Here is a 12,106-nt window from a genome sequence, read left to right on the forward strand (position 1 = left end):
AGCGGATATTTCGCGGACCGGAGGTGACGCCGTGGAAACGCCCGAATGGTTCCGGGACGCGCTCGCGACCCCGTGCTCGACGTACGAGGTGGAATCCGGCGGTGTCCGCATCGCGGTGCGCGCCTGGGGGCCCGAGGATGCGGCCGGGGTCGTCCTCGTCCATGGCGGGGCGGCGCATTCGCGGTGGTGGGACCACATCGCGCCGATGCTGGGTGTGGAGTACCGCATCATCGCGGTCGACCTGTCCGGGCACGGTGACAGCGGCCGGCGCCCCGCCTACGAACTCTCGTGCTGGGCGCGTGAGGTCGTGGACGCGGTGGAGGCCGCGCGGATGGCGCCACGTCCGGTCGTCGTCGGCCACAGCATGGGTGGCTGGGTCGCGCTGACGGTCGGCGCCGAGCACGACGGGGCGGTCGGCGGAGTCGTCGTGATCGATTCGCCGGTGCGCGAGCGCAGCCCCGAGGAGGTCGCGGCGGCGAGCAGACGGGCCTTCGGTCCGCTGCGGACCTATGCGGACCGGGAGCACGCGCTGGCCCGGTTCCACACCGTGCCGGAGCAGGAGGGCAACCTGCCCTTCGTGATGCGGCACGTCGCGGCCCACTCGCTCCGGGACACCGGCGAGGGCTGGACCTGGAAGTTCGATCCCGCGATCTTCGCCCAGCCGCGCCCCCGCCCGGAGATGCTGGGCAAGGTCGCGTCTCGGGTCGCGCTGCTGCGCGCCGAGCGTGGCCTGGTCACGCCCGCGATCGGGGCCCAGATGTACGAGCTGCTCGGGCGCGCGGCCCCGGTGATCGAGCTGCCGCTCGCCGGTCACCACCCGATGCTCGACCAGCCCCTCTCGCTGATCACGGCGATCCGCACGTTGCTCGCCGACTGGGAGCACTCGGCGCCCCGTCCCCGGTGCTTCTGACCCGCACGGGGGGCCGGGGTCACGGCTGGTGAGGATCTGGTGGTGTCCCTTGCCACCGAGTGGCAAATAGAGGACACTCATTCCGGAAACAGAGTGGTTTCACGGGAGGAGCAACGGTGCTGGCGATGACGAAGAGTCGCGACGCCTGCCGGCGGTGGCCCCGAACGGAAGTGCCGCGATGATCCGGTTCATCGCGTGGCGGCTGGCCGGGATGGTGCCGATCATCCTGCTCGTCACGCTCGTGTCGTTCCTGCTGCTCGAGCTGGTCCCCGGCGACCCGGCCCGGGTCATCGCCGGTGATTTCGCGACGCCGGACCAGATCGAGGCCACCAGGGTCGCGCTCGGGCTGGACCGCAACGTGGTCGTGCGGTACTTCGCTTACCTCGGCGACATAGTGACCGGCTCGTTCGGGAACTCCGTCGTGCTCCAGCCCGGCCGTGGTGCGATGGAGCTGATCCTGCAGGCGCTGCCGGTGACGCTCTCGCTCACGGTCGTCGCGCTGGTGATCGCGGTGGTCATCGCCGTGCCGCTGGGCGTGGCCGCCGCTCTGCGCCGCGGCACCTGGGTGGACCACGTGCTGACCGGGCTCACCTCGCTGTCGCTGGCGCTGCCGCCCTTCGTCATCGGGCCGCTGCTCGTGACGATCCTGGCCGTCGCGTACAAGTTGTTCCCCGCGGTCGGCTACCAGCCCCTGTCCCAGGGATTCACCGTGTGGCTGAGCTACCTGTTCCTGCCGGCGCTGGCGATCGCCGTCAACCCGATCGCCGAGATCGCCCGGCAGATCCGCGGATCGCTCATCGACGTGCTGGACCAGAGCTACATCCGCACCGCGAACGCCAAGGGGCTCAGCACGACCCGGGTCATCGGCAAGCACGCGATCAAGAACGCGGCCATCCCGGCGGTGACCGTGCTCGGCCTGCAGGTCACCCGCGTCATCGGCGGCACCGTCGTGGTCGAGATCGTCTTCGCGATGCCAGGGATCGGCGCGCTCGCGGTGAACTCCGTGCTCGCCAGCGATTTCCCCGTGGTGCAGGCGCTCGTGCTGTTCAGCGCCCTCGCCGTGCTCGCCACCAACCTCCTGGTCGACCTGACCTACGGGTACTTCGACCCGCGGCTACGAAAGGGCTGACCGCGATGACCGCCACGATCGACCCGGCGCGGGCCACGGAGGCCCCGCCGCCCCGCAGGCGCCGGCGGTTCCGCACCGCCCGGATGCTGCTCTCCGAACGCCGTACCCGGGTGGTGCTGGTGCTGCTCGTCGTGCTGGTACTGGCCGCGGTCCTCGGGCCGCTGCTGACCCCGTACGGGGAGAATCAGCAGGATCTGATGAACCGGCTCCAGACGCCCGGCGGAGGTCATCTGCTGGGAACCGACAGCCTGGGCCGCGACATCCTGACGTTGCTGTTCGCGGGCACCCGGCTGAGTCTGCTCGCCGGGTTGCTCGCGGTGGGCACCGCCGTCGTGCTGGGAGTGCCGGCCGGATTGCTCGCCGGCTACCGGGGCGGCGCGTTCGGCGCGATCAGCAACACGGTCTCGGACACGTTGCTCAGCCTGCCTCCGCTGATCCTCGCCCTGGCCATCGTGGGCGCCTACGGCGGCGGTGTCGTCCCGGCGATGCTGGCGGTCGGCGTCACGCTGGCGCCGCGGTTCTACCGCGTCACCCGCGGTGTCGCCGCTTCGGTGTCCAAGGACAGCTTCGTCGAGGCCGCGCGGTCCATCGGGTGCACCACGCCGCGGATCCTCGGCCGGCACGTCTTCGCCAACGCGGTGGCGCCGATCCTGGTCCAGGTGACGTTCTCGATCGGCCTGGCGATCATCGCGGAGGCCAGCCTGAGCTTCCTGGGACTGGGTGCCCAGCCCCCCGCGGTCAGCCTCGGCACGATGGCGCGGGACGCCTTCACCCACATCCGGGAGCTCGCGTTCCCGATCTTCCCGCCGTGCATCGTCATCGCGGTGATCGTGTTCCTGTTCTCGTCCCTCGGCGACGGTCTGCGGGACGCCATCGTCTCGGGAGGCCGGCGGTCATGACCGTGATCCAGGAGCCGGCCGCCGGCACCACGACGGCGCTGCTGGCCGTCCGCGACCTCTCGGTCGGCGTCCGCAGGGGGCGCACCCTGGTCCCGATCCTCGACTCCGTCAGCTTCACCGTGCGCGCCGGCGAGATGGTCGGCCTGGTCGGCGAGTCCGGCTCGGGCAAGACCGTGAGCTCGCTGGCCGCGATGGGCCTCCTGCCGCGTTCCCTCGAAGTGTCGGGCGGGGCCATCGAGTTCGAGGGGCGGGACCTGCTGGCGATGGATCGCAAGCAGATCCGGGGACTGCGGGGCGCCGAGCTTTCGATGATCTTCCAGGACGCCCTGCGCTGCCTCAACCCCGCCTTCACGATCGGCGACCAGATCGCCGAACCGCTGCGGGTGCACCGCGGCATGAGCCGGTCACAGGCACACGCCCGCGCCGTCGAGTTGCTCGAACTCGTCGAGATCCCGCGGGCGCGCGAGCGCGCGAGCGCGTACCCCCACCAGCTCAGCGGCGGGATGTGCCAGCGCGTGATGATCGCCATCGCGCTCGCGTGCTCACCGAAGCTGCTGATCGCCGACGAGCCCACCACCGCGCTGGACGTCACCGTTCAGAAGCAGGTGCTCAGGCTGCTGGACCGGATCCAGCGGGAGATGAACCTCGGCGTCCTGTTCATCACCCACGACCTCGGTGTCGTCACCGAGATCTGCCACCGCACCGCGGTGATGTACGCGGGGCAGATCGTCGAGGAGGGTCCCACCGAGGAGCTCTTCCGCCGGCCGCGCCACCCCTACACGCACGGGTTGATCTCCTCGATCCCGCGGAGGGGTGAGGAGGCCCGCAGGTTCGGCTCGATCCCCGGCACGGTCCCCAGGGCCGGGCATTGGCCCACCGGGTGCCATTTCTCCAGCCGGTGCCCGCATGCCCAGGAGGGCCGTTGCGACACGGCCCCGGTCCCGCTGGACGTGGCCGGACCCGCGGGGCCCGACGATCCCGTTCCCCACCGGGTCCGCTGTGTCCGGGCCGGGGAGCTCAGCCTGGAGGGAGTCGCATGAGTGAGACCGTGCTGACCGCCACCGACCTCACGAAGACCTACACGAGCGGCCGGTTCGGACGGCGGCAGACCGTGCACGCCGTGCGCGGGGTCGACTTCACGGTCGGCAAGGGGGAGACCGTCGCAGTCGTCGGGGAGTCCGGTGCGGGCAAGTCGACTGTCGGCCGGCTCGTCCTCCGGCTGATCGAGCCGGACGGGGGCACCGTCGTGTTCGAGGACATCGACGTGCGCGGGCTGTCCCGGCGGGACCTGCGCCGGGTGCGCCCGCGGATGCAGATGGTCTTCCAGGATCCGTTCTCCTCGCTCGACCCGACGATGACGATCGCCGATTCCATTGTGGAACCCTTGCTCGTGCACGGCGGCACCACCGCGGCGCAGCGCCAGGCCCGGGCGGCGGAACTCCTCGTCCGGGTCGGCCTGGACCCCGAGTTCGGCGAGCGCCTCCCGCGCGAGCTCTCCGGCGGACAGCTCCAGCGGGTGGCCATCGCCCGCGCGATCTCCACGAACCCGTCACTGATCGTGTGTGACGAGCCGGTCGCCGCGCTCGACCTGTCCATCCGGGGCCAGATCCTCAACCTGCTCGTCGGCCTGCAGGCGGAGACGGGCGTGTCCTACCTGTTCATCTCGCACGATCTGTCGGTGGTCGAGCACTTCGCCCACCGGGTGGCGGTCATGTACGCCGGTCAGGTCGTCGAGAGCGGCCCGACGCACGAGGTGTTCGACTCGCCCCGGCACCCGTACACCCAGGCGCTGCTCGCGGCGGTGCCGCGTCCGGACTTCGGACCACGGGACGGCGAGGCCGACAGCCTGGTCAAGGGCGAGCGGCTCCAGGAGGCGCAGATCGGGAGCGGCTGCGCCTACCGCAACCGCTGTCCGGTGGCGATGGCCGTGTGCGAGACGTCCAATCCGGCTCTCGCCACGGGTGACCACCGGGTGGCTTGCCATTTCGCCAGTGAGGAGGCGCCGGGTCCGGGACACGGCGTTCTCCCGCCATCGGACCAGCGGAGGGCCGGATGACCGGGGCAATCGAGGAGTATTCGTGCGACCTGCTGGTCGCCGGGGCGGGGATCGCGGGCCTGACCGCCGCCGGAGCCGCCGCCGCCAAGGGTATGCGCGTCGTCGTGGTGGAGAAGGCCGACCACGTCGGCGGCTCCGCGGTGCTGTCCGGCGGCTTCGTGTGGCGGCCCGAGTCCTACGAGGTCCTGCGTGCCGGCAACCCGGACGGGGATCCGGAACTGGGCCGGGTGCTGGTCGACGGCCATGCCGACGCCATCGCCTGGATCGCCTCGCTCGGTGTCGAGATGTCCGAGGAACGGCGGTCGTCCAACATGGGCGGGATCGGGCACCTGGTCGACATCCTCGGCTACGTCAACGCCGCCCGCCGGCTCGTGGAGAAGGTGGGCGGGGCCGTGCTGCTCGAAGCGGAGGTCGAGCGGCTGGTGATCGAGGACGGCGCGGTCACCGGAGGGGTCGTCGTCGACCGGGACGGCCGGACTCGCGTCCGTGCGCCGTGGACGGTGCTCGCCACGGGCGGTTTCCAGGGTGATCCCGAACTGCGCCGGCAGTTCATCGGAGAGCAGGCGGCGCAGATGCTGGTGCGCTCCAACCCGTGCAGTGACGGCGCCGGGTTGCGGCTGGGCCGGTCGGCGGGCGGTGCGCTCTCCGCGGGCATGTCGGGTTTCTACGGGCACGTCATGGCCTACCCGTTGTCGAAACCGTTGGTGCCGGGCGATTTCCTGCGGCTGGCGCAGTCCTTCTACAGCGTGTGGGGGATCATGCTGGGACCCGACGGCCGGCGGTTCACCGACGAGTCGCTCGGCCACTACCGCAATTCCCAGGCGCTCGTGCGGTTACCGGGTGCCCGGGCGGTGATCGTGGCGGACGAGGTGACGCGCCGGACCAACGCCACCACGACGCCGCTCAAGGGCGTCGAGGCGACCGACCTGCCGCGCGAGGCGGAGCGGGAGGGCGCCCACGTCGTCTACGCGGACACGATCGGCGAGCTGGCCGGGAAGATCGCGGCGTGGGGGTACGACGCCGCGGGCGTCGTCCGGTCGGTGGCGGAGTTCAACGCCGGGCTGGCCGGCGATCCGGAGGCGCTCACCCCGGCCCGGCGGACGAACCGGCGCCCCATCGCCGAACCCCCGTTCTTCGCGAGCGAATGTCAGCCGGCGATCACCTTCACCCACGGCGGCGTGCGCATCGACACCGAAGCACGGGTACTCGGCGAGAACGGAGAGCCGGTCCCGGGTCTGCTCGCGGCCGGCGCCGACGGCGCCGGCGTCTACGACGGGGGCTACGCCGGCGGCCTGTCCCTCGGTGCCGTGTTCGGGCTCAGGGCGGCGGCGACCGCCGCCTCGTCGCCCGGCTGACCGGCAGTGCGTCCACGGCGAAGGGCTCGGAGCCGCCCGGCTCCGAGCCCTTCGCCGTCCGGGGTCAGCTCTCCTGGGTGAGCCAGGGGTCGCGCGGCATGCCCAGTACCCGTTCGGCGATGACGTTGTGCTGGATCTCGCTGGTCCCGCCGGCGATCGTCGACGCCCGCGAGCGCAGGTAGCCGAACACCCACTTGCCGCGGTCGGGGGCGAGGGCGGAGCCGCGGTCGAGCAGGCCGGCCGCTCCCGAGAGGTCCATCGCGAGCTCGTGGAGCTGCTTCTCCTGCTCCTGCCCGAACGCCTTCATGATCGCGCCTTCCGGCCCGGGCTCGCCCGAGGACTGGACGCTGGCGATGTTGCGCAGGCCGTGCAACCGGATGAGCTCGCTGGCGATCCACTTGCGCGCCAGCGCGCTGCGCACCTCGGGACGGTCGGCGGGGCGCCTGCCGAGCGGGCCGGTGCGGCGGGCGAGGTCGACGACCTTGTCCAGGGTCCGGCGGAACCCGATCTGCGAGGCCAGGAACTGCGTGTAGCGCTCGTGGTTGAGGGTGGTGCGGGTGACGCCCCAGCCACCGTGCAACGGCCCCACGACGTGGGTGAGGGGGATCCGCACGGAGTCGAGGAAGACGTCGTTGATGTCGTGCTCGCGGCAGATCCGCTCGATCGGCCGCACGGTCACCCCGGGCGCGTCCATCGGGATGAGGACGAACGACAGGCCCTCGTGCTTGGGCGCGTCCGGGTCGGTGCGCACGAGCGCGAACATCCACTGCGCGTAGTGGCCCCCGGTGTTCCACGTCTTCTGGCCTTCGATGACCATTTCGTCGCCCTCGATGCGGCCCCGGGTGCGCAGCCCGGCCAGGTCGGAACCGGCGCCGGGCTCGGAGAAGCCTTCGCACCAGATCTCCTCGCCGACGAGCATCGGCCGCAGGAAGCGCTCTCGCTGCCAGTCGGTGCCGTGCCGGATGATCGTCGGCCCGCACAGGTTGAGGCCGATGTGCCCGAGCGGGCGCGGCACGCCGCGCCGGGCGAGCTCGGCGTGGTAGGCGATCTGCTGGTCCATGGTCGCGCCACGGCCGCCGAACTCGGCGGGCCAGTGGATCGCGATCCAGCGGTCCTCCGCCATGCGGCGTTGGAGGTCGCGGATGAACTCGCGGCGGGGCTCCGCGCCCTTCGGCATCCGGAACGCGGGGGTGCCCCAGCCCTCGGGGAGGTTGGCGTCGAGCCATGCGGACAGCTCCGCGCGGAACTCGCCGGTGCTCTGGGCGGATGTGCTGGTCACCTCGGTCATCGGGTCGCTCCTCCGGGGATGGGCTCGTCGAGCAGCGCCGCCGCGATCACGTCGAGGTGTTCGGCCGTGTCGCCGTACAGGAGCTGTCCGGATTTGGCGCGGCGCAGATAGAGGTGGATGTCGTGCTCGAAGGTGCAGCCGATGCCGCCGTGGATCTGCAGCGCGTCGGCCGCGACCTGGGTGGCGCTTTCCGACGCGACGGCCTTCGCCATCGCCACGTAGAGTCCGGCATCTTCACCGCCGGAGAGCTGCCAGGCGGCCCCGTAGCAGGCCGACCGCGCGTTCTCGACCAGGACGAGCATGTCGGCCAGCTTGTGCTTGATGGCCTGGAAGGCGCCGATGGGGTGACCGAACTGCCGGCGGGTCAGGGCGTACTCGGCGGCGATCCGCAGCGCTCGTTCCGCGACCCCCGTGGACTCGGCGGCCACGAGCAGGGTGGCCAGTGCGCTCGCCGCGGAGATCGCTTCGTCCGCGTCGTGCACCAGCACCGGGACGGCGGGAGTGCGGGAGAAGCCGACCTGCGCCAGGCCCGCGGTCGGGTCGATCGCGGGCAACGGCGTCGTGGTGACCCCTGGTGCGTCGAGTTCGACCGCGAGCACGGCCGGGGTGCCGTTCGTCGTGTGCGCGACGACCAGCAGGGTCTGCGCCCAGGCGCCGCCGGGAACGATCGCGACCTCCCCGTCGACCGTCCAGCCCTCGTCCCCGGCGGCCGCCTTCACGTCGACCCCGCCGCCGGTGGCGGCCGGAAGGGCTGCCACGGTGATCCGGCCTTCGATGACCTGCTCCAGCAGATGGGCCGCGGCGGGTTCGGTACCGCGGGACAGCAGCGAGGTGGCCGCGGCGACGCCGGTGAACGGGACGGGCGCGACGGCCCGGCCGAGTTCCTCCGCGACCAGCATCTGCTCGATCGCGGTGGAGGTCAGCTCGTACTGGGGGAGGTCGAGGCCGAGTGCGCCGAGGCCGACGTCGTTCAGTGCCGCCCACAGCGCTCGCGCCTGCGCCGGTGCCTCCTCCGTGAAGGCGCTGCGCGGTGCGGCCCGTGCCGCGAGCAGGCGACGCACGCTCTGCTGCAGCCCGACCTGCTCCGCGGTGAGTTGGAATTCCATCTTCCCTCCACATAGAGGATACTAAATAGGTGAGATGCCGACTATCGTAGAGCCAAGTACCGGGTAAAGGCGAGAGGATGACGGAGATGAACACGGCCGGAGTGGCACAAAATGATACTCTTTTCGCCGTGACGGAGGGAGTGGCGGAGCGGCCCGTAGCCGTGGTGACCGCGGCGGGCGGGCCGATGGGGGCGGCGATCGCGCGGCGCCTCGCAGCCACCCACGCGCTGGTCCTCAACGACCGGTCGGCCGACCGGCTCGCCACCACGGCGGAGGCGTTGTGCGCCGACGGCGCCACCGTCGTCACCGTCGCCGGCGACGTGTCGGAGCGGGCCACCGCGGTCGCTCTCCGCGAGAACGCCGTTGCCCGGTGGGGCAGGCTCGACGCTCTGGTGAACGTGGCCGGCGGGGTCAAGGGCCCGTTGAACCAGCCCATCCTGGACATCACCGACGACCAGTGGTCCCGCACCCTCGACATCAACCTGACGTCGGCGTTCCGGTGCCTGCAGGAGGCCGCGCGCGTCATGGTGGGCGCCGGTGGCGGCCGGATCGTCAACATCGGCTCCACGTCATGGGCGGGCTCGCCCGACCGCGCCCATTACGCGGCGGCGAAGGCCGGACTGGTGGCGCTGACCCGGTCGGCGGCCACGCAACTGGGGCCGCACGGGATCACGGTGAACGTGATCGTGCTCGGCGCCACGACGACGACCGTGGTGGACCGGCCGGACGGGACCTGGGTGCAGGACTGGGCGGCGCACAACCCCCTCGGGCGGCCCAACACGGTGGACGACGTCGCCGACGCGGTGGAGTTCCTGCTCGGGGCGGGCAGCCGGAACATCAGCGGCCAGGCGCTCACCGTGGCCGGCGGCCTCAACCCGTCGTTGTGACCGCGGCACACCTGGGATCCTCGGATAGGAGTACACAATGGACTTGATCGGCCCTTGGGAGACCCTCGACGTCGAGGCCGGCAAGGGAGGTGTCGTCGTCGTCCGGCTGAACCGCCCGGAGCGCATGAACGCCATCTCGCCGGTCATGCTGGAGGAGCTGGCCCGGTTCTGGCCCGCCTTCGACGCCGACCCGGACGCGCGGGTCGCGGTGGTCACCGGGGCGGGGGAGCGGGCATTCTGCTCCGGGGCCGACGTGGGCACGGTCGCTGACCGCTCCCGGGCGCGGACCGGGATCTTCGAGCGGGAGAACCGCTTCACACCGCTGCAGAACAAGGTCCGCAAGCCGTCGATCTGCGCGGTCAACGGTGTGTGCGCGGGCGGTGGGCTGCACTTCGTCGCGGACACCGACTTCACGATCGCCGCCGATTCCGCCACGTTCCTGGACCCCCACGTGTCGGTGGGCCAGGTCAGCGCGATCGAAACGATCGTGCTCTCGCGCCGCGTCCCGCACCAGGCCGTGATGCGGATGATGCTGCTCGGGCGGGCGGAGCGGATCGACGCCCGGCGCGCCCTCGAGATGGGCCTGGTGACGGAGGTCGTCCCGGCCGCACAGCTCCAGGAGCGCGCGCTGGAGCTGGCGCGGGCGATCGCGGCGGGGTCGCCCGCGGCGATCGCGGCGAGCCGGCAGGTGGTGTGGGACGCGCTGGATCGTCCGCTGCACGACGCGCTACGGATCGCCTGGCCGGTCCTGCGGGCCCACGGCGATCATCACCCGGACGCCCAGGAGGGGCCGAAGGCCTTCTTCGAGAAGCGGCCGCCGGAGTGGGCCTGATCGGGGCGCGGCGCCCGGCGGCGACTGTCCTCGGTGGACGGTGAGCTACCGGGCGCCCTTGCGGGCCACGAATGCCCGGGCCCCCTCCCGGAACTCGGGGCTCGCTTTGACCGCGGCGTAGGCCTCCTGCGTGAGCGCCCAGGCGTCGTCCTCCGCCAGGCCCGCCGACTCGTCGATGACCCGTTTGCTCTGGCGGACCGACTCCGGGGCGTTGGCCGCGATCCGTTCGGCGATCGCCACCGCGGTCTCCAGTGCCTTGCCGGGTCCCGTCAGCTCGTTCACCAGCCCCAGCTGGTGGGCCCGCTCCGCGTCGATCGGCTCGCCGGTCAGCGCCAGCTGCATCGCGACCTTCCGGCCGAGCACGGAGGCGCTGCGGTAGAGCCCGCCCTCCGCGGCGAGCACCGCGCGGCGCACCTCGGGCAGACCGAACCGGGCGTCCCGGGCCGCCACCACGATGTCGCACGCCAGGACCAGTTCCATTCCGCCGCCCAGCGCGTTGCCTTCCGCCGCGGCGATGAGGGGTTTGGTCCGGCGGCGCCGCGTGAGGCCGGCGAAGCCGTTGTCGTCCACCACCCGTTCACCGGCCAGGCGTGCCCGGAGATCCGCTCCCGAGCAGAACGTGCCACCGGCGCCGGTCAGTACTCCGGCGCGGAGTTCGGGCGCGGACTCCAGGCGCTCGACCGCGGCGCGCACGCCCACCAGGACCGCGTGGTCGACCGCGTTGTGGACATGGGGACGGTCGATCGTGATGACCAGAACCGGGCCGATGGCGCGCGTTGTCGTCGGTGACACAAACTAAGTATACTCATTTTTTCGCTGTCGAAGCCAAGGAGGTCCAGCTCATGCGGAGTCGTCGCGTGCTCATCACCGGATGTTCGAGCGGGGTGGGGCGCGCGAGCGCGATCCACCTCGCGGCCCGCGGCCACGAGGTGATCGCCACCGCGCTCAAGATCGAGTCGATCGCCGACCTCGACGTCGCGCTCGCCCTCGAACTCGACGTCACGGACCCGGACTCGGTCGCCGCCGCCGCAGAGAAGGCCGGCCCGGTCGACGTCCTCGTCAACAACGCCGGACGGGGCCTGCGCGCGCCGGTCGAGCTCGTGGGCGACGAGGCGCTCCGCACCCTGTGGGAGACCAACGTGCTCGGCCCCGTGCGGACGGTGCGGGCGTTCCTCCCCGCGATGCGGGAGCGGGGCGCGGGGCGCATCGTCAACGTCTCGTCGGTGGCCGGGCGGCGCGCCATGCCGCTGACGGGGCACTACGCGGCGAGCAAGCACGCGCTGGAGGCGCTGAGCGAGTCGTTGCGGTTCGAGGTGCGCGATTTCGGGATCGACGTCGTACTGGTGGAACCCGGCGCGGTGAAGTCCGATTTCAGCGCGAAGCGGCTGGCCGCCGACATCGCTCCCGGGCCCTACGCCGAGGTGGCCGCGCGGGCCACGGCCCAGGCCGCGGCCAACGCTCCCGCGCAGACCTCCGAGGAGGTCGCCGAGGTCGTGGCGCGCGCGGTCGAGGCGGAGCGCGTCCCGCTGCGGATGCCGACGTCGGAGGCGGTCGCCGGGATGATCCGCGAACGGACCGGGCGGACGGACGACGACTTCGAGGAGTGGGTCACCCGCGGGTGACCCGGGGGCCGGCCCGGCCGGA

Annotated in this window: 12 protein-coding genes; 9 read left to right on the forward strand and 3 right to left on the reverse strand. The window is 71.9% G+C overall.

Annotated elements, in window-relative coordinates; translation table 11 throughout:
• The first annotated feature begins 31 nt into the window (after window positions 1-31).
• The 6 genes from FHX82_RS33645 (at window position 32) to FHX82_RS33670 (ending at window position 6,349) form a co-directional block, all read left to right on the forward strand.
• Window positions 32-910 carry an alpha/beta fold hydrolase gene (locus FHX82_RS33645; protein ID WP_145936392.1) on the forward strand — a complete coding sequence of 293 codons (879 nt, stop codon included), beginning with the start codon at window positions 32-34 and terminating at the stop codon, window positions 908-910.
• A gap of 178 nt (window positions 911-1,088) precedes the next feature.
• Window positions 1,089-2,039, forward strand: coding sequence for an ABC transporter permease (locus tag FHX82_RS33650; protein WP_221216896.1), 951 nt, complete (start codon window positions 1,089-1,091; stop codon window positions 2,037-2,039).
• 5 nt (window positions 2,040-2,044) lie between these two features.
• A complete protein-coding gene (locus FHX82_RS33655; RefSeq protein WP_145936391.1) occupies window positions 2,045-2,938 on the forward strand; it encodes an ABC transporter permease in 894 nt (297 codons plus the stop codon).
• Complete coding sequence (locus FHX82_RS33660) at window positions 2,935-3,978, forward strand: ABC transporter ATP-binding protein (RefSeq protein ID WP_145936390.1); 1,044 nt, start codon at window positions 2,935-2,937, stop codon at window positions 3,976-3,978. The genes FHX82_RS33655 and FHX82_RS33660 overlap by 4 nt, the downstream gene beginning before the upstream one ends.
• A complete protein-coding gene (locus FHX82_RS33665; protein WP_145936389.1) occupies window positions 3,975-4,994 on the forward strand; it encodes an ABC transporter ATP-binding protein in 1,020 nt (339 codons plus the stop codon). Before FHX82_RS33660 ends, FHX82_RS33665 begins: the two co-directional genes overlap by 4 nt.
• Window positions 4,991-6,349, forward strand: coding sequence for an FAD-dependent oxidoreductase (locus FHX82_RS33670; RefSeq protein WP_145936388.1), 1,359 nt, complete (start codon window positions 4,991-4,993; stop codon window positions 6,347-6,349). Before FHX82_RS33665 ends, FHX82_RS33670 begins: the two co-directional genes overlap by 4 nt.
• Window positions 6,350-6,413: 64 nt before the next feature.
• On the opposite strand, the gene FHX82_RS33675 is transcribed toward FHX82_RS33670, so the two are convergent.
• Together FHX82_RS33675 and FHX82_RS33680 are read right to left on the reverse strand one after the other, a co-directional pair.
• Window positions 6,414-7,637, reverse strand: coding sequence for an acyl-CoA dehydrogenase family protein (locus tag FHX82_RS33675; RefSeq protein WP_145936387.1), 1,224 nt, complete (start codon window positions 7,635-7,637; stop codon window positions 6,414-6,416).
• On the reverse strand, window positions 7,634-8,743 hold the full coding sequence (locus FHX82_RS33680; protein ID WP_145936386.1) for an acyl-CoA dehydrogenase family protein: 1,110 nt from the start codon (window positions 8,741-8,743) through the stop codon (window positions 7,634-7,636). Before FHX82_RS33680 ends, FHX82_RS33675 begins: the two co-directional genes overlap by 4 nt.
• Before the next feature lie 128 nt (window positions 8,744-8,871).
• Here FHX82_RS33680 and FHX82_RS33685 point away from each other — a divergent pair, with 128 nt between their 5' ends.
• Both FHX82_RS33685 and FHX82_RS33690 read left to right on the forward strand, forming a co-directional pair.
• Window positions 8,872-9,630: an SDR family NAD(P)-dependent oxidoreductase gene (locus FHX82_RS33685; RefSeq protein WP_183176997.1), complete on the forward strand. Its 759-nt coding sequence runs from the start codon at window positions 8,872-8,874 to the stop codon at window positions 9,628-9,630.
• A 37-nt stretch (window positions 9,631-9,667) separates the two neighbouring features.
• Window positions 9,668-10,462 (forward strand): enoyl-CoA hydratase/isomerase family protein, encoded by a 795-nt coding sequence (locus FHX82_RS33690; RefSeq protein WP_145936384.1) that lies wholly within the window; start codon window positions 9,668-9,670, stop codon window positions 10,460-10,462.
• 45 nt (window positions 10,463-10,507) lie between these two features.
• On the opposite strand, the gene FHX82_RS33695 is transcribed toward FHX82_RS33690, so the two are convergent.
• Window positions 10,508-11,254, reverse strand: coding sequence for an enoyl-CoA hydratase-related protein (locus tag FHX82_RS33695; protein WP_145936383.1), 747 nt, complete (start codon window positions 11,252-11,254; stop codon window positions 10,508-10,510).
• Between the two features lie 50 nt (window positions 11,255-11,304).
• On the opposite strand from FHX82_RS33695, the gene FHX82_RS33700 reads away from it, so the two are divergent.
• Window positions 11,305-12,084 (forward strand): SDR family oxidoreductase, encoded by a 780-nt coding sequence (locus tag FHX82_RS33700; protein WP_145936382.1) that lies wholly within the window; start codon window positions 11,305-11,307, stop codon window positions 12,082-12,084.
• Window positions 12,085-12,106 lie beyond the last annotated feature (22 nt).

The organism is Amycolatopsis bartoniae (genome assembly GCF_014191255.1).
GTDB lineage: Bacteria > Actinomycetota > Actinomycetes > Mycobacteriales > Pseudonocardiaceae > Amycolatopsis_E > Amycolatopsis_E bartoniae.